This is a genomic window from Ignavibacterium sp. (genome assembly GCA_032027145.1).
Taxonomy (GTDB): domain Bacteria; phylum Bacteroidota; class Ignavibacteria; order Ignavibacteriales; family Ignavibacteriaceae; genus IGN3.
Genome location: JAVSMP010000001.1, coordinates 1,954,260 through 1,972,430 on the forward strand (window position 1 = coordinate 1,954,260; position 18,171 = coordinate 1,972,430).

An 18,171-nucleotide genomic window follows, 5' to 3' on the forward strand; every position below is an offset into this window, starting at 1 on the left:
CATTAGGGTATTTAGTGTTAAATTTGCGCCAGTTTTTATAATCAGAACAGGAAAAAGGAATGCTAACCAAACAAAAAAAGCTTTCAAGAAAACAAATCAAAGAAGATAAACTTGTTGAGTATTATTATAAGTCAATAGCTTTCTTTGAAGAAAATAAAAACAGGATAATGATGTATGTAGGTGCAGTTGCTGTTGTTATTATTGCTGTGATATTATTCTTGAATTATCGTAGTGATCAGAATGAAGAAGCCGGATATCATTTATCAAAAGTTATGGATATGTATGATTCGGGAGATTATCTTGGTGCAATAGAAGGCAGAAAAGATACAAAGCTGCTTGGCTTAAAAGATATTGTAGCCGAATACGGCAGTACAGAAAATGGTGAAACAGCCAAGATTTATCTTGCAAACTGTTATTCTAATCTTGGTAAAACAGATGATGCATTTAAGTACTATGATGATTATAGTGGTGATATTGATATCTTTATTTCAGCTTCTCTTGCTGGGCAAGCTTCTTATTACGCTTTGAAAGATGAGTATAAAAAAGCTGCTGATTTATATCTGAATGCATCAAGAGTAATTAAAAAAGATGTACGTAATGCAGATTATATTTATCAGGCAGCAGTTAATTATTTTGAAGCCGGAGATCAAGAGCAGGCAAAAACATTGTTTGAGACGATAAAAGATGAATACAAAACCTCAATGGTTGCCTCACAGGTGGATAGATACCTCTCTCAGCTAAATTAGCTTGTTTTTACATATTTATTATTAAAACCGTGGATTTTTTCACGGTTTTTTATTAAAAATCAACAAAAAGTAATTCTTGACATTAGAAACATCTATCTCTATTTTTTCAATCAATTTTCACAAATTATTAAAGGCTTATGGCTGATACTTCTGATTTCAGGAATGGACTAATTATTCGCTTTAAAAATGATCCATTTTTAATAGTTGAGTTTCAACATGTTAAACCAGGTAAAGGGGGTGCTTTTGTAAGAAGTACATTAAAAAATCTTAAATCTGGTAAAGTTTTGGATAATACATTTAGAAGCGGCGAATCTATAGAAATTATTAGAGTCGAAAGGAAAAAATTCCAATATCTTTACAGCGAAGTTGATTTTCTTGTACTAATGGACAATGAAACTTACGAACAGATTAATGTTCCTGTCGCTTTATTTGGAGATTCTGTTGATTACTTAAAAGGCAGTGAAGAAATTGAAATCCTTTTTGATGGTGATGAAATAATAACTGTTGAACCTCCGATATTTGCTTATCTCAAAGTTGTTGAAACTGAACCGGGGTTCCGTGGTAATACTGCAACTAATACTTTTAAACCTGCAAAGATGGAAACAGGAGCAACTGTTAGTGTTCCGTTATTTATTGATACTGATGATGTAATTAAAATAGATATACGTACCGGCGAGTATGTTGAAAGAGTTAAATCCTAAATAAAGGAAACAAAATGGATCTAAATCTTATAAAAAAACTAATCAAGATTCTGGAAGCAAGTCAGGTTACAGACCTTGAAGTAGAAGAAAACGGTATTCGAGTTAAACTTGCTAAAAAGGTGCGTGTAACACAAGCCGTTGCAATACCTGCGGCTTCTTCTACATCTCAGGTTAGTCAGCAGAATATTACACCGGTAGTAAAATCCGAAGAGAAAAAATCTGCTGAAGTAACATCAAACCTTCATGAAATTAAGTCTCCTATTGTAGGAACATTTTATAGAGCGCCTGCTCCAGATGCAGATGCTTATGTTCAGGTTGGTGATGTTGTATCATCAGGCACAGTTCTATGTATCGTTGAAGCTATGAAACTGATGAATGAGATTGAAAGTGATGTTAGCGGTAAGATAGTTAAAATCCTTGTTGATAACGGAAAACCGGTTGAATATAATCAACCATTATTCTTAATTGAGAAAAGCTAATCATTAAATACGAGAAGCTGTGTTTAATAAAATCCTAATTGCCAATCGTGGTGAAATTGCTTTACGAATTATCCGTACTTGTAAGGAACTTGGGATAAAAACCGTTGCAGTTTATTCAGAAGCAGATCGTGATTCATTACATGTTACTTTTGCTGATGAGGCTGTTTGTATAGGACCAGCACTTGGTAGGGACAGTTACCTTAAAATCCCTTCTGTAATTTCTGCTGCACAAATTACTGGTGCTGATGCAATTCATCCCGGTTACGGATTTCTTGCAGAGAATGCAGACTTTTCCGAAATATGCGCAGAATCAAAAATTACTTTTATTGGACCAACTCCAGAAATGATCAGGGCAATGGGTGACAAATCTTTTGCTAAAGATACTATGAAAAAAAATGATGTTCCGGTTGTTCCTGGAAGTGATGGAGTTGTTGGTGAGCTTGATGAGGCGATTAAGATTGCCCGTGAAATTGGTTTCCCGGTAATCATTAAAGCTTCTGCAGGTGGCGGCGGAAAGGGTATGAGAATCGTTTGGGAAGAGAAAGAATTTGAAAAGGCTTTTCAAACTGCCAGAACCGAAGCCGAAGCTGCTTTCAGTAATCCGGATGTATATATTGAAAAGTATATTGAAAATCCCAGACATGTGGAAATTCAGATATTGGGCGATAGATATGGTAACGTTTATCATTACGGCGAAAGAGATTGTTCTATACAAAGAAGACATCAAAAACTGATTGAAGAATCTCCATCACCCGCACTTGAAGAACAGCTTAGACAAAAAATGGGTGAAGCAGCTATCAGAGGAGCAAAAACTGTTAATTATCTTGGCGCAGGTACAATTGAGTTTCTACTTGATAAACATAAGAATTTCTATTTTATGGAAATGAATACTAGGATTCAGGTTGAGCATCCTGTTACTGAATCTGTTTGTAATGTTGATCTGATTAGACAGCAGATACTTGTTGCAGCAGGCAATAAGATTGATACTGCTCCGATACCGCCGTATGGTCACAGTATAGAGTTCAGAATAAATGCTGAAGATCCTGAAAATAATTTCAGACCTTCTCCCGGCAAGATAACATCGCTTAATTTACCGGGCGGATTCGGCGTTAGAGTTGATTCTCATATTTATCAATCCTATACTATACCGCCATATTATGATTCCTTAGTAGCAAAATTAATTGTTTGGGGAAAAAACAGAGAAAGAGCACTTGCAAGAGGGAAAAGAGCTTTGGAAGAATTTGTGATCGAAGGTATTAAAACTACTATACCTTTCCATCTTAAAGTTCTTGATGATCCAAGATTTATCAATGGAAATTTTGATACCGGATTTTTAGATAAATTTAATACAGATAAATAACATATTACTCAGAAAAATTTAAAGGCTATAAAATGAATATTCCAAATAATCTTAAATACACAAAAGAACATGAATGGATCCTTATTGAAGGAAAAACAGGAACAATTGGTGTTACCGATTTTGCACAGGGCGAATTAGGTGACGTGGTTTTTGTTGATATTGATCCAGCACTTGCTGAAGTAAAGAAAGGGGATTCAATCGGAACGATAGAAGCGGTTAAAACTGTCAGCGATATCTACGCTCCATATTCAGGTAAAGTTATTCAGATTAATGAAGCTCTTAAAGATTCACCTGAAGATGTTAATTCTGATCCTTATGGAAAAGGCTGGATGATCAAGGTTGAGATAAGCGATTCTTCTGAATTAAATGAATTGTTGGATGCAGCAGCCTATCAAGCTTTAATTGGTCAATAATCTCAATCGTTAAAAAATTTAGAAACAAAATTCGGGCAACCGGATTTTGTTTTATTTTTAAATAAGCCTATGCAGTTAAAAGAAAAAATTCTGATAATAGATTTTGGTTCACAATTTACCCAACTGATTACCAGACGTGTCAGAGAAGCTAACGTATACTCTGAGATCCACTCACACAAAATTTCTTTTAAGGAAGTATTAGAATTCAATCCATCAGGAATCATTCTTTCTGGCGGTCCAATGAGCGTTTATGATCAGGATGCGCCGGATATTGATGCTGAAATTCTTAAAATTAAAATTCCAATTCTTGGAATATGCTACGGGCTTCAGATAATAACCAAAGAGTTTGGGGGTAAAGTTGAACCAGCCAAAGATAGAGAATACGGACGGGCACAATTAAATATCATTAAAACCTCTCCATTGTTTAACGGCATTAGTCAATCTACACAAGTTTGGATGAGCCATGGCGATTATATATCAGAATTGCCAGATGGATTTAATACTATTGCAAAATCTGATCACGCTCCGATTGCTGCAATATCAAATGAAGATAACAGAATATACGGAGTTCAGTTTCACCCGGAGGTTGTCCATACAATCGAAGGTAAAAAAATTATTAATAATTTTCTATACAATATTTGCAATTGTAAAGGTGAATGGAATCCTCACAATTTTATTGATAGTACTATTCAGGAAATAAATACGCAGGTAAATAAATCTAAAGCAATCTGTGCTTTAAGCGGTGGTGTTGATTCTACTGTTGCTGCTGTTTTAGTTAAAAAAGCAATCGGTGAAAATCTTATCTGCCTTCATATTGATACAGGATTGATGAGAAAAAATGAAAGTCAGAAAATCCGTGAAGTGTTTGATAAAAAATTAGCTTTGAATCACATTCATATTGATGCATCAGATCTTTTTATCAGCAGATTAAAAAATATTTCTGACCCTGAACAAAAAAGAAAAATTATTGGCAACACTTTTATTGAAGTTTTTGAACTGGAAGCAAAAAAAATAAACGGGGTTGATTTTCTTGTACAGGGAACACTTTATCCTGATGTAATCGAATCAGTTTCAGTTAAAGGATCGTCTGTTACCATTAAGTCACATCACAATGTTGGCGGTTTGCCTGAAAAAATGAATTTGAAATTAATTGAACCATTCAGAACATTGTTTAAAGATGAAGTAAGAAATGTTGGACGTGAGCTTAATATACCTGAGGAATTTATTCAAAGACATCCTTTCCCTGGGCCCGGATTGGCAGTAAGAGTCCTTGGACCTGTTGATAAAGAAAAACTTGAAATGCTTAGGGAAGCTGATGATATTTTTATAAAGTCAATTATAGATGCAGAGATTTATAACGAGATTTGGCAGGCATTTTCTGTTCTGCTGCCGGTTCAATCAGTAGGGGTAATGGGTGATGCGAGGACTTATGAATACGTTCTTGCTTTACGTGCTGTTACATCTGTCGATGGAATGACAGCCGATTGGTATAATTTTAAACATGATTTTCTCTCTAATGTTTCTAATAAAATTATCAATAAAGTTCGAGGTATCAACAGAGTTGTTTATGATATAAGTTCGAAACCACCTGCAACTATTGAGTGGGAATAAATGAAAGATGAAAAAATAAAGTATAAGTTGAAGCTTGCTTCTACGTATGTTTCTGAAGGGAAAAATCTGCATGCTATCCAAATTTATCAACGACTTATTAATCTGACAGATTCTGATGAGATATACTACTTATTAACTGAACTTTATGAGAGTATGGGATTTACTGATTCAGCAATTGGTCTGTTAGAACAATTACATTCCAAGTTTCCAGAGAATATCAATATTTCACTTTACTACGGACAGTTTTTATTAAGGAATTCAAAATGGTATGAAGCTATTCAGATTCTTGATAACATAAAACAAAACAACTCTTTTGTTTTATATCTTATTGCTTATTCCTACCTGATGATAAATGAATTTGAGATAAGCAAAGATTACTTTACAGATTATATTAAGAGCAATGATAATGACGAATTAAAGCTTAAGGCTCATCTTTATCTTGCAATCATTGAATATGAACTTAAAAACTATGACAAGGCTTTAGATTTTGTAAATAAAGCACAATTTGTTTATTCAGATTTTTGGGAGTTAAATCTAATATCTGCAAAAATTTATTACAGCCTTAAAATGTATAATCACGCACTTACATCAATTGAGAAAGCATTAAGGACAAACGCTAATGATGTAAGTGTTCAGGAATATGCCGGCAAGATTTTTTATGCATTGGAGGATTTTGAAAAATCTGAAATGCATTTTTCAAAAGCAATTGAGCTTAGCTCTTAGAAGTATATTTAATATTATTTTTAGTTAGTTAAAGTTTTATCAGGTCGAAAAGTTTTTTATTTTATATTGAACTTTACAATAGATTGTAAAAAGTTTATACTTTTAAAGAATTAAAATTAGATACGTTAAAAATGAGAACAGCTTTTTTATTATTATTCTTGTTTACACTCTCAGTACACTCACAAAATATTTCAGTTGATAATAACCGGGATTTTGAAAAAGCTCTTCAATTTTACAAATCTCACAAGTATTCTGATGCTCTTTCGTTATTTAAGTTGATTGAATCCAGAAAAGAAAATAACTCAAAGCTTACAGCTTCTTCGTTGTTTATTTGCAAAATACTTCAGGAGCAGAAGAAATACTCTGAATCTGAATCTGCCTTAAAAAGTTTCTTAGAAAAGTATCCGACAAGCAGATATCTTGAAGAAGCTAATACTTTACTTATTAATAATTATATACAACAGCAAAAATATCTTTCCGCATTCAACAATTTGATTAATCTGCTTAATGAAAGTAACTCCGTAGTTTACAAAAATGAAAACAAGAATCTGGCAGAAAAAATTGCATTATACTATCTAAAAAGTTCCGATATCGGTAAAACCCTTGAGCAATATGAAAATGAGAAAATAGAACCATTCCTTATTTTGTTAGAAGGGAAGCTGTTATTACAAGAAAATGATAAACTAAATGCTGGTAAAAAATTCAGTGAAATAACTTCTAATTTTATTTCTTCTGAAGAATATTTAGAAGCCTTAAATCTTAAAAAAAATATTAGATCAACACAGAATGATGAATCAGTTCCGGCTGTTGGTGTTTTAATCTCATTAACCGATTCTAATGATAGAGAAATTATCTCTGCGCTTGAGGTGTTGGAGGGAATGAAATTTGCATTTCATAAGTATAATTCAACTAACACTGATAAAATTGGACTAATTGTTAAAGATATTAAACGAAACAATGAATTAACAAATCAATTTGCTTCTGAGTTTATTGAAAATGGTAATATCAGATGTATTTTAGGACCAATTTTTAGTGATGATGTCAGAGCTGCTCTGAAGGAAATTGATAGATCAGATATTTGTTTGATCTCTCCGACTGCAACCGATGATGATTTGATTCAATTAAGCGAAAATTTTTTTCAGGCAAATCCATCATTAACTTCCAGAGGTAAAACAATTGCCCAATATCTTTATTTTGTAGAAAATAAAAGAAACCTTGCAGTGCTCAATTCAATTGATGGATACTCACCATTATTGGCTGCAAGTTTTATAAAGGAATTTGAAAAGCTTGGAGGTACTATTAATGCAAAAGAGACCTACAAGAGTAAGTCGTTTGATCTCAGTGAGCAGATTTCAAGAATTTCTGTTTTATCAAATGTAATAGAAGGTATTTACGCTCCTATATCTGATGCATCTGATGCTGGTGCAATATTATCTCAAATGGTTCAGAATGGATTAAATGTCAATCTTTATGGTAACCAGGATTGGTTTTTGGGAAAAGGATTTGAATCTTCCTCAACATTGAGCAACAGACTAACATTCGATTCCGATTATTTTATAGATTACAACGACCCTGAGTTGAAAGATTTTTCAACTGACTTCAAAAAGGTTACTGGCTTAGAGGTAAATAGAAATGTTTTATACGGCTATGATACTGCAAAGTATTTACTAACCGTAATCAGAAATATTAATCCCACAAGAAAAAACATCCGCTATAAAATGGAATCAGGTATAAGTGTAAATGGATTTCATAACAATATTTCATTCAGTTCACAAAGAAATAATAAATACACTAACATTATCCGTTACAAAGATGGAATCTTTGAACTGGTTGAGAAATATAGATCCAATGATTGAAGTAAGGAATTCTGATGCTTAAAGTTAGAGATTTACCTAAGGACGATAGACCAAGAGAAAAATTACTATTGCTTGGTTCACAAAGCTTGACAGATGCAGAGCTGATTGCAATTTTATTGCGAACTGGAACAAAAGGTAAATCTGTTATTCAGATTGCACAGGAATTAATTAGTAAAGAAACCAATCTTGCTCAGCTTGCATCAAAAACCATTGCTGATTTGACTAAAAATTCAGGAATTGGCAAAGATAAAGCAGCAACATTATTAGCAGCATTTGAAATTAGCAGAAGAATTCTGTCGCAGACTAAATGGTTTTCAAAGAAGAAGATTACTTCTCCCGCTGATGTTGCTGAAATTTTTATCCCAATACTGAGGGACGAGGTAAAAGAACATTTCATTGTTGTTTGTTTAAACTCGGCAAATAAGATAATACGTTATGTAAGAATTTCTCAGGGTAATTTAAATTCCAGTGTTGTTGCTCAAAGAGAAATATTTAAGACCGCTGTAGAAAATAATTCTGCAAGCATTATTCTTATTCATAATCATCCAAGTGAAAATCCAGAACCCAGTAATGAAGATATTGCGATAACAAAAAAAGTTGTTGAGGCTGGTAAGATGATGGATATACCTGTCTATGATCATATAATAATTGCGGGTAGTACATATACCAGTTTTGTGGAAAGACGTCTTATATGACGCTAAAAAAATAAATATTGTGATAAATCATATTTCTTTTAATTATTTTTTTTGCATAAATTGTATAAGTATTTTAAATAACGATAAGAAATTTCCATTTTTTTGTAAATTTAATCACTAACCAATATATTCGGAGGTATCGAATGAACATAACTAAATCGTTGAGATCAGCCGTGTTGATCAGCGGTATTGCACTTACTACTGCCTTCTTTAGTGGATGCGGTGGTCTAAGTGATGCTCAATTAAAAGAATTGAGTGACCTTAAAGATGAAGTTGCTTCTCTTGAGAAAGAAGCAAACTCATTAAGAGATGAAAGAGCAAAGCTCGAAGCTCAGATCGAAGACACAAACAGAAAACTTGCTGAATGCGAAAAGCAAAAAGAAGAAGCAAGGGCAAACCTGGAAAAATTACCCAAATAATTAATTAATGATTTTTAAATATTTTCAGAGGATATATATAATGAGTATCAAATCAAAATTATTAGGAATAGTTTCCCTGGTTCTTCTGTTTACTGCTGTTAATTTTGCACAGGAAATGACTGAGGAGCAATGGGAATCAGAAATGACTACTTTCAAGAATAAGAAAGCTGCACTTGAAAGTGAAATCAGCGCTCTTAAGAGCGATATTGATAATTTAAAGGCTATGAATTTGCAGGATCCTGAAGAATGCATCGATGAGTTATACCAGATTGTTGGTGCTACAAGAAACGATGTAAATAACTTCAGAAAAGCTGTTAATGAATTAGATGGCAAGATCAAAAGAAAAGAAGGTCCAAAGAATGACAGACAAACTGATCTTAATACATTAAAGAAAAATAAAATATCAGCTTTACCAGAGTTCTTTTCAAAAGTTCATAATCAAATGCAAAAAGACTTAGATAACTGGGTTGAAGCTCCGTCAGAAATCAACTATACAGTTGTTAAAGGTGATTGTCTCTGGAACATTGCAAAGAAAAAAGAACACTATGGTAATGGATTTGCTTGGCCTGTAATTTACAAAGCTAACAGAGATCAGATTAAGAATCCTGATTTGATTTATCCAAAACAAGTTTTCAAGATTCCTAATCTTACAGAAGAAGAAAAATCAAAATATGAAAAACTAAGAAAGAATTATAAACCAGCTCCGGTACAATAATTTGTTTTTTGGTTTTACAAATTTAAGCCCTTATCTTTTCGGATGAGGGCTTTTTGTATTTAAACGGATTATGACAACAGCTGAAAAAAAGATTACACTAAATGGCGTTGATATGCTTGGGCTTCTTGGTGTTAACGACGCATTTCTTAATTTACTTGAGGACAGATTCAATTCTACTATTTCTGTCCGCGGCGATGTAGTAAATATTAAAGGTGTATTGGAAGAGGTTGAAATCGTTGAAAAAGTTATTAAAGAAATGGCTTATGTACTTAATACCAGCGGCAGATTAAATAAAAGTGATATAGAAACAATTCTTAATCTTACAATTGAAGGTAAAGAGATTATTGGCGAAGAAGAATATGATTCGATTGTCCTTTACACAAAAAATGATGTAGTTAAAGCCAAAACTCCCGGACAAAAAAAATATTTACAGATTGCTGGTAAAAATGATATTTGTTTTGCTATTGGACCTGCCGGAACAGGTAAAACCTATCTGGCTGTTGCCATTGCAGTTTCAGCACTGAAAAAGGGCGTTGTAAAAAGAATTGTGCTTGCAAGACCTGCAGTTGAAGCTGGAGAAAGTCTCGGGTTTTTACCAGGTGACTTTCAAGAAAAAATTGATCCATACTTGCGACCTTTATATGATGCTTTAGATGACATGATTCCATCTGAAAAACTGAAGAATAATATTGAAAAAAGAGTTATTGAAATCGTTCCACTTGCTTATATGCGTGGCAGAACCCTTAATAACGCTTTTGTAATTCTTGATGAAGCACAAAATGCTACCGATGTTCAGATGAAGATGTTTCTTACCCGATTAGGAGCAAATTCAAAAGCAATTATTACCGGAGATATAACTCAGATTGACCTGCCCGTTAAATCCAAAAGCGGATTAATTCAAGCTAAAGATATTTTAAGTGGAATATCAGGCGTTGGATTTGTTTATTTTGACAAAGAGGATGTTGTAAGGCATAAACTTGTTAAAGACATCATTGATGCATACGATAAGTTTAATAATGGTAAATAATAACTAATTAAATTCCGGCAGTTTTTTGCTCTCATTCCAGTATTTATCCATTTCTTCAAGATTTGATTCACCAATTGTTTTGCCTGATTCCTTAACTTTGCTCTGTACATAGTTAAAACGTTTTATAAATTTCTCATTAGTTTTTCTTAATGCGTCTTCAGGATTGATGCCAAGGAAACGGGAATAGTTTACAATTGCAAAAAATACATCACCAACTTCGTCTTCTAATTTTCTGTTCAAGTCATTTATGTTTGAGTTTACTGCTGATTGTGTTTTTATTCTCTCTACCTCATGCATTTCCTGAATCTCTTCGATTACTTTTTTCCATACGTCTTCCTTCTTTTCCCAGTCAAAACCTACTTTTGATGCTTTTTCCTGTAATCTGTTTGCCCTTTGTAATGCTGGTAAATTGTTCGGAACTCCATCAAGCACTGATTCTCTTCCTTCGCTGAGCTTGATTTCTTCCCAATTTTTTTTCACTTCATTTGAATCAGCTACTTTGGTATTACCAAAAACATGAGGGTGTCTTCTTATAAGTTTAGATTTTATAGAGTCAATAACATCATCAATCTTAAAATAATTTTGTTCTTCGGCAATCTCTGTATGAAATACTACGTGAAGTAATAAGTCTCCAAGCTCTTTCTTTAATTCCTCATAATTTTTATTATCAATTGCTTCAACAACTTCGTAAGCTTCTTCAATTGTATTAAACTTAATCGAATCATTAGTTTGCTCACGATCCCAGGGGCATTCTTTTCTTAATCGTTTAACAATCCCGATAAAATCAGTAAATTTGCTGTCAGTCATTTGAAATCCTTTTTTACTAAATGTTTCGAATCAAATTTAAGAAAAAAATAATAATCGTTTAGGAGATTTTATGATAGAAGAAAAAATTAAAGAACTTGGATTTGAAGTTCCGGAAGTTGCAAAACCTTTAGCAGCCTACATCCCAGCCAAAAAGGTTGGAAGCCTTGTTATGACTTCAGGACAGGTACCTGTAGTAAAAGGTGAAGTAAAATATAAAGGTAAGATTGGAAAAGAATTATCTGAAGAGGATGGTATCCTTGCCGCTCAGATTTGTGCACTTAATTGTTTGGCTGCAATTAAATCGGTAATAGGGAATCTCGATAATATTATTGAAGTTGAAAAACTTACTGTGTTTGTTGCAAGTGCACCAGAGTTTACTGCACAACCAAAAGTAGCAAACGGTGCTTCAGAATTGATTGGTAAAATATTTGGCGAAGCTGGAAAGCATGTTAGAAGTGCTGTTGGAGTTGCATCTTTGCCACTTGATGCTGCTGTTGAAATTGAGATGATAGTACTGGTAAAGTAAAAATAATTTGTTTTAGATATTTTTAATTAAAACTGAAGTTTGTTTTTATTTCATTGTGAAGAAAATTCAGAGTCCTTACGTCTAAAGGATGCTGAGTTTCATTGACATTAAGTTAAGATTTCTATAAAATCGGGTAGAAAATTTGAGATTATTATGAAAAAAGGCGTATTATTTCTTGCATTGGTTGTTTCAACAATTGTTTATGGTCAGTTTAAAGATCCGGTATTTCCTACAGAAACACCAAAGGATGGAATAACTGATAAATCATCCAATTATATTTTAGGTTTTATTAATCCTGATAATTTTAGTATGAAGCATTCAATCGGGCTTTCATATTCTTCTATCGGCGGATATGGAACAAGTTTAGCTACATATACTAATAGTATGTTTTATAAATTTGCAGACAATATGAATCTCCAATTGGATGCAAGCATAATCACAAGTCCATATAGTTCATTTGGAAAGGATTTTCAGAATTCAATCCAGGGATTATATATTACCCGCGCAGCTTTCAATTATAAACCCTGGGATGATTTAAGTATTTCGGTACAGTATCGTGCAATTCCAAATTACTTTTATGACTCTTATTACAGATATAACAGATTTTCAAATAATTGGTTTTATAATGATTTCTTCGATTCCGGATTTGGTCAGTTCAGTTATTAGTAATGAGATCCGGATTGGATAATAAAGAAAAAAAGTTTTTAACTACAGGCACAGATATATACTCAGAAAAAAGCACCCGACTATTTTTTATTATTGCCTCATCAGTTTTATCTCTTATTGCATTATTCCTTTTAATAAACATCTTTGAGAAAACAGGAGTTTTAAATTCCGATCCACAAGAAGAGTCCAAGCCGCAAAATGTCCAGCAGCTGATTCAAGTTGAAATTTTAAATGGCTGTGGAATTGCCGGTGCAGGAAATGCACTAACTGATTTACTTAGGAAAAAAAATATTGATGTTGTTAAAACCGGTAACTATCAATCTTTTAATGTTGATAATACTTTTATTATTGATAGGACAAATAATATTGAAACAGCATTTAGAGTTGCTGATTCATTAAATCTAAATAAACGATTTATCATTACTGAAATAAACAAAGGTCTTTTTATTGATTTGACAATTGTTATTGGTAAAGACTATAGTAAATATTTTCAAATAAGCGGGAGCTGAAATTGAATTCCAAAAAAATTGCTGAGCAAATAACTAACCTAATATTTAATAAAAAAGGTTATGATGTTAAAATAATAGATCTTCAGAAGATTACATCTTTTGCTGATTATTTCGTGATTTGTTCTGCTGATTCTGATACTCAGGTTAAAGCAATTGCAGATGAAATTGATGAAGGGCTTAGAGAAGAAGGGATTAAATACTGGCATAAAGAAGGAATGGCTGCATTAAGCTGGGTGTTGTTGGATTACGTTGATGTTGTAGTACACATATTTAAAAAAGAATCGAGAGAATTTTATAATATTGAAAAATTGTGGGGAGACGCTCCGGTATTTGATATTCAGGATCCGATTGTAGCGAAGAAGGAAATCGTTAAATCAAAACCAAAAACTGTTAAAAAAGCTGCAACTTCTAAATCAAAAAAACTAAAATAATTTTCAATTGAAAAACTATCTAATTTCCATTTTCAAAGAAGCAGAATCCGAGATACCTGCTTTAAAAGAAATTCCAATTACTTTTGAAAAACCTAAACTTGCCGAACATGGTGATATTTCTACAAATGCGGCAATGCTGCTTTCAAAAAAACTTAAAAACAATCCACGAGCTATAGCTCAACAAATATTAGATTCATTAAAAATAAACCCAGAAGTAATTTTTAAAACTGAAATTGCCGGACCAGGCTTTATCAACTTCTTCTTTACAAAGGAATACGTTACATACATCGTAAAAAAAATTCTTGATAAAAAAGAAAATTTCGGGAAATCAGAAAAACATGCCGGTAAGAAGGCAAATGTTGAATTTGTTTCTGCAAATCCTACCGGACCATTAACAGTTGGACATGGACGCAATGCTGTTGTAGGTGATACTGTAGCAAATCTTTTAGAGTGGGTTGGATATGATGTTGATCGTGAGTATTATTTTAATAATGCCGGCAGACAAATGCGGGTTTTAGGCGATTCTGTTAAACTAAGATATTTAGAAACCATTGGTGAGCAAATCTCTTTTCCTGATGATTATTATCAAGGCGAATATATAAAAGAGATTGCAATGCATTTGTATATCAAATACGGAAATTCAATTAAGAATGAAGACCCCGAAGGAATCTTTAAGGACACTGCAGAAAATGAAATTTTCTTTGATATAAAAAAATCTTTGGAAAATCTTGGCATTGTTCATAAAATATTTTTTAACGAGAATACATTATACCAGGAAGGAAAGATTACTGAGCTTTTGGATTATTTCAATGCTCATAATCTAACTTATGAAAAGGATGGAGCAGTATGGTTAAAATTGAAATCACTTGGTCAGCCTGAAGACAAAGTAATTATTAAAAGTACCGGCGAGCCTACTTACCGCCTGCCTGATATTGCATATCACGCAGTAAAAATTAATCGTGGATATGATTTGTTAATTGATGTTTTCGGTTCAGACCATAATGCTACTTATCCCGATGTTATGGCAGGGCTTAAAGCTTTAGGGTTAGATTCTGAAAAAGTAAAAGTGATGATCCAGCAGTTTGTTACAATTATGGATGGAAATGAAGTTGTAAAAATGTCAACAAGAAAAGCTAATTACATAACTCTTGATGAATTGAACAGTGAAGTTGGTAAAGATGCTGTAAGATATTTTTTTAATATGCGTAATATCAATTCGCATATGGTTTTTGATTTATCAATAGCCAAAAAGAAATCGGATGAAAATCCGGTTTTCTATGTTCAATATGCACACGCAAGAATATTTTCAATATTAAATCGTGTAAAAGAAGTTCAGTTGGAAATCTCAATTAATAACCTTGATCTTCTTGTACACGAAGATGAACAGCATTTAATCAAAACCCTTTTTCAATTTGAAGAAGAAGTTGAAATAAGCGCCGATGGTTTAGAGACCCATAGAATTTGTTCTTATTTATATGAGCTTGCAGCAGCATATCATCGTTTTAACAAATCCTGCAGGATACTTGGGACTGAGACTAAATTGGCTGAGGCACGATTAGCTTTGTCTTATGCAGCGATGATTGTTATAAAAAACGGATTAAGTATTCTTGGTGTTTCAGCACCTGAAGAGATGTAATTTAACCTGCTAAAGCAATTGATGCAGCAAATAGTTTTTTAGCTCCTGCTTCAAGCAATACTCTTCCGCATTCAGAAATTGTTGCACCTGTTGTAATAACATCATCTATTATCAGAATAGATTTATCAGATACTTTTTTCTTATTTGTTACCTTAAATGCTCCATGAATATTTTCTTCACGTTCAATAATATTAAGTGCAGTTTGAGACTCAGTATATTTACTTCGTTTGACAGCTGTTTTACTCAGTTTAATTCCTGCCGATTTATTTATCCCTTTAGCAATATAATATGATTGATTATATCCCCGTTCAGTTTCCTTTAACTTGTGCAAAGGAATTGGAATTATAATGTCAAATAGCCAATTAGGTCTTCGGGTGGAAATTTTGTTTGCAATAATTTCTCCAAAAAATAATCCTGTGCGAAATTTATTTTCATATTTAAGTGAATGAATTGCGTGCTGTAGTTCTTTGTCTTTTTCAAACAAGAATGGAGAGAATAAATCAGATATTATTTTTTTATCTGCAAATTTTCTATCGAATTCAATCTGCAGTCTTAAATCATCAATTTCGTTAATTCTTGCAAAGCAAATGTTGCAAAGAGATTTTTCTAATGTCTTTAATTTACTTTTACAAGAACAGCAAAATCTGGGCAGTATCAAATCCCAAACCGAAAGCGCGTGGTTATTAAGCGAACCAAACATAACTAAAGCATACCCGATCTTTTTCTTATAAACCATTCCAATGAAAACAGAACTATTATCAAAATCAGCAATACCTCATTGGACCAAAGTCTGATTTCTGAAGTTAAAATTTTCTCTTTCGAAAGATCCTGATTTGTTCGTATCAAATCTTCAATCAATTTATCCGTGCTTGTGTTTAGATATGTTTTACCATTTGTCTCATTACTAAGCTGCTCTAGAAATTCAAAATTCATTCTGCTTTCCAGTAATTCCAGATCAACATCACCAACATTAAATGTTCCGTTATCAGACCCAATATTTCTTTTATCAAACAATACCTGACCTGAAAACTTATAATCGCCACTTTTAGTTAATAGTACACTACCTTCATATAATCCATTACCTATAGAGCTTAAAATGATTTCATCATGATATTCGGGACCAGAAATGTTTAATTTTATTTCTGCATCACTTAATGGATTAAATAGGTCATCATAAACCTGTCCAGTGAACTCAATCGGCTCTCCAACAGCATAGAATTTTTTTGAAGTTTTTATCTTAATCTTTTTATCTTCATCAGGTGCATTTAACCATCTGTTTGAGCTTAGAAGAAAATTATCAAATAACTTATTATTTTTTTGAGCGGTTTGTAATTTCCATCTCCAAATTTCACTTCCCAAAACCACTATAGAACGTTTTGAGCCGAGATTTTTTGTAACGACTAAAGGATTATTCCTTGGCTGTCCATTAACCAGAGTTTTTACAATTACCTTGCTTTCAGGTTTAACTTTAATATTTGAAAGTGCCTGAGGTATTGGCGGCAAATTATTCCAGTCATTTTTCGTAGAATGATTTAAGAGCGGATTAGATAATTCGTTAAACTCCGGATTTGGTTGAACCTGTAAAAAATTGTTTTCAATTTGAGTTACTGAAACTGGAAGTAAATCTTCAACCGCCTTTAATTTTGATGGTGATACATCAGAGGAAAGTAATAAAAACAATGGAATGTTTTTAGTTTTAAGTTTATTAAACACCTTTGTAAGAAATCCATTTTCAGAGTTTTGGTTTGGATAATCAATTAAATAAATAATATCTGCACTATCTAACAAAAGATTTTGGTTTTGTTCCAAAAATCTACTTGGTGAAACCTGAGTTAAAGTGTTTACTTTTAAATTTGGGTCTTCTGTAAGAGAATTTTTAATAAAAGTTAAATCAGCGCTTGGTGATCCGGCTATTAGCAGAATATTAATTTTATTATCAAGTATGTTTATAAAAAAACTTTTATTATTATTAAGAACAGACGCTTCTCCATCAAGAGCATTTACCTTTAACTGGATTTTTTTTTCACCGCTTTCAACTGATGTATATTCAAATGAAACTGAGTTAACCCCGCTTTTATCAAGAATAATATTTTTTTGTGAAACAAGATTTGATCCTTCAAAAAGACTGGTAGAAATACTTTTACCTGCAAATCCATTGTTGGTAATGGTTGCATTTATTGTTGTTGGAGTTTGAGCATAGATATAATCATTAAACAAAACATTTTTTAATTCAATATCTTTTTTTCTTGAACTATCACCCACAGCTAAATTAAAAAATGGAATTCCCAAACGTTGGGCACTGTAAAAAGGTGTAGAACCATCTGTAATTACCCCATCAGATACAATTGTAATTGTGGAAATATTATCATCGGAGTTTTTTACATTCTCGATGATCTGAGCAAAGTTAGTGGAGGGTTCAGTGAAGTTAAGATTGTCAAGACTATCAGTTTTAACTGCAGTTATTTCCGAGCCGAAACTAAAAAATTTTTTTTCCCCTCTTACATCTGCATTTATTATCTCATCAATAAAATGATTAACAACTTCTGTCCGGCTGCTTCCGTCTTTAATTTGCATTGATTTACTATTATCAATAAAAAAGAGACTTACAGGTGGCAGGATTTTTTTTTCAATAAGGACAAGAGTTGGTTCAAAAATAATGAATACAAGTAATGTTAAAGCAAGGATTCTTACAAAAACCAGAAGAAGCCTTCGTAATCTGCTGACAGGTGGAAGTGTATATTTATAAACGTACGTTGAATAAGCAATTACTATCAGCAGACTTATGATAAAAAATACTAGATTAAATGAGAGTGTAAGATTTATATTTTCATAACCGAACATTATAAATCAA

General features: G+C 32.6%; 20 protein-coding genes. 17 read left to right on the plus strand and 3 right to left on the minus strand.

Annotated features, from left to right (window positions below; all coding sequences use genetic code 11):
- Nucleotides 1-59 precede the first annotated feature (59 nt).
- The 12 genes from ROY99_08160 to ROY99_08215 all read left to right on the plus strand — a co-directional run bounded on the left by ROY99_08160 (nucleotide 60) and on the right by ROY99_08215 (nucleotide 10,745).
- Nucleotides 60-746 (plus strand): tetratricopeptide repeat protein, encoded by a 687-nt coding sequence (locus ROY99_08160; protein ID MDT3696353.1) that lies wholly within the window; start codon nucleotides 60-62, stop codon nucleotides 744-746.
- Between the two features lie 137 nt (nucleotides 747-883).
- Nucleotides 884-1,447 (plus strand): elongation factor P, encoded by a 564-nt coding sequence (gene efp, locus ROY99_08165; GenBank protein MDT3696354.1) that lies wholly within the window; start codon nucleotides 884-886, stop codon nucleotides 1,445-1,447.
- A 14-nt stretch (nucleotides 1,448-1,461) separates the two neighbouring features.
- The gene (accB, locus tag ROY99_08170; protein MDT3696355.1) at nucleotides 1,462-1,926 is read left to right on the plus strand and encodes an acetyl-CoA carboxylase biotin carboxyl carrier protein; all 465 of its coding nucleotides are present in this window, start codon (nucleotides 1,462-1,464) and stop codon (nucleotides 1,924-1,926) included.
- Between the two features lie 19 nt (nucleotides 1,927-1,945).
- On the plus strand, nucleotides 1,946-3,286 hold the full coding sequence (accC, locus tag ROY99_08175; GenBank protein ID MDT3696356.1) for an acetyl-CoA carboxylase biotin carboxylase subunit: 1,341 nt from the start codon (nucleotides 1,946-1,948) through the stop codon (nucleotides 3,284-3,286).
- Between the two features lie 32 nt (nucleotides 3,287-3,318).
- A complete protein-coding gene (gene gcvH / locus ROY99_08180) occupies nucleotides 3,319-3,699 on the plus strand; it encodes a glycine cleavage system protein GcvH (protein MDT3696357.1) in 381 nt (126 codons plus the stop codon).
- A 69-nt stretch (nucleotides 3,700-3,768) separates the two neighbouring features.
- Nucleotides 3,769-5,310, plus strand: a complete 1,542-nt coding sequence (gene guaA, locus ROY99_08185; protein MDT3696358.1) for a glutamine-hydrolyzing GMP synthase — start codon at nucleotides 3,769-3,771, stop codon at nucleotides 5,308-5,310.
- Complete coding sequence (locus ROY99_08190) at nucleotides 5,311-6,033, plus strand: CDC27 family protein (GenBank protein MDT3696359.1); 723 nt, start codon at nucleotides 5,311-5,313, stop codon at nucleotides 6,031-6,033.
- A 131-nt stretch (nucleotides 6,034-6,164) separates the two neighbouring features.
- The gene (locus ROY99_08195) at nucleotides 6,165-7,889 is read left to right on the plus strand and encodes an ABC transporter substrate-binding protein (GenBank protein MDT3696360.1); all 1,725 of its coding nucleotides are present in this window, start codon (nucleotides 6,165-6,167) and stop codon (nucleotides 7,887-7,889) included.
- A 14-nt stretch (nucleotides 7,890-7,903) separates the two neighbouring features.
- A complete protein-coding gene (gene radC, locus ROY99_08200; GenBank protein ID MDT3696361.1) occupies nucleotides 7,904-8,584 on the plus strand; it encodes a DNA repair protein RadC in 681 nt (226 codons plus the stop codon).
- A gap of 143 nt (nucleotides 8,585-8,727) precedes the next feature.
- Nucleotides 8,728-9,003, plus strand: coding sequence for a hypothetical protein (locus tag ROY99_08205; GenBank protein ID MDT3696362.1), 276 nt, complete (start codon nucleotides 8,728-8,730; stop codon nucleotides 9,001-9,003).
- A gap of 40 nt (nucleotides 9,004-9,043) precedes the next feature.
- Complete coding sequence (locus ROY99_08210) at nucleotides 9,044-9,718, plus strand: LysM peptidoglycan-binding domain-containing protein (GenBank protein ID MDT3696363.1); 675 nt, start codon at nucleotides 9,044-9,046, stop codon at nucleotides 9,716-9,718.
- A gap of 70 nt (nucleotides 9,719-9,788) precedes the next feature.
- The gene (locus tag ROY99_08215; protein ID MDT3696364.1) at nucleotides 9,789-10,745 is read left to right on the plus strand and encodes a PhoH family protein; all 957 of its coding nucleotides are present in this window, start codon (nucleotides 9,789-9,791) and stop codon (nucleotides 10,743-10,745) included.
- 3 nt (nucleotides 10,746-10,748) lie between these two features.
- On the opposite strand, the gene mazG is transcribed toward ROY99_08215, so the two are convergent.
- The gene (gene mazG / locus ROY99_08220) at nucleotides 10,749-11,552 is read right to left on the minus strand and encodes a nucleoside triphosphate pyrophosphohydrolase (GenBank protein ID MDT3696365.1); all 804 of its coding nucleotides are present in this window, start codon (nucleotides 11,550-11,552) and stop codon (nucleotides 10,749-10,751) included.
- Nucleotides 11,553-11,622: 70 nt separating this feature from the next.
- Here mazG and ROY99_08225 point away from each other — a divergent pair, with 70 nt between their 5' ends.
- The 5 genes from ROY99_08225 to argS all read left to right on the plus strand — a co-directional run bounded on the left by ROY99_08225 (nucleotide 11,623) and on the right by argS (nucleotide 15,320).
- Entirely contained in the window at nucleotides 11,623-12,078 is a 456-nt protein-coding gene (locus ROY99_08225; GenBank protein MDT3696366.1) for a RidA family protein, read from the plus strand.
- Nucleotides 12,079-12,231: 153 nt separating this feature from the next.
- Entirely contained in the window at nucleotides 12,232-12,744 is a 513-nt protein-coding gene (locus ROY99_08230) for a hypothetical protein (protein ID MDT3696367.1), read from the plus strand.
- 14 nt (nucleotides 12,745-12,758) lie between these two features.
- Nucleotides 12,759-13,253, plus strand: a complete 495-nt coding sequence (locus ROY99_08235) for a LytR C-terminal domain-containing protein (GenBank protein ID MDT3696368.1) — start codon at nucleotides 12,759-12,761, stop codon at nucleotides 13,251-13,253.
- Between the two features lie 2 nt (nucleotides 13,254-13,255).
- Nucleotides 13,256-13,684, plus strand: coding sequence for a ribosome silencing factor (gene rsfS / locus ROY99_08240; protein ID MDT3696369.1), 429 nt, complete (start codon nucleotides 13,256-13,258; stop codon nucleotides 13,682-13,684).
- 7 nt (nucleotides 13,685-13,691) lie between these two features.
- On the plus strand, nucleotides 13,692-15,320 hold the full coding sequence (gene argS / locus ROY99_08245) for an arginine--tRNA ligase (GenBank protein ID MDT3696370.1): 1,629 nt from the start codon (nucleotides 13,692-13,694) through the stop codon (nucleotides 15,318-15,320).
- Between the two features lies 1 nt (nucleotide 15,321).
- Here the strand turns inward: argS and ROY99_08250 are convergent, their stop codons facing one another.
- Nucleotides 15,322-16,056, minus strand: coding sequence for a ComF family protein (locus tag ROY99_08250; GenBank protein ID MDT3696371.1), 735 nt, complete (start codon nucleotides 16,054-16,056; stop codon nucleotides 15,322-15,324).
- Nucleotides 16,023-18,161: a hypothetical protein gene (locus tag ROY99_08255; protein ID MDT3696372.1), complete on the minus strand. Its 2,139-nt coding sequence runs from the start codon at nucleotides 18,159-18,161 to the stop codon at nucleotides 16,023-16,025. Before ROY99_08255 ends, ROY99_08250 begins: the two co-directional genes overlap by 34 nt.
- Between the last annotated feature and the right edge of the window lie 10 nt (nucleotides 18,162-18,171).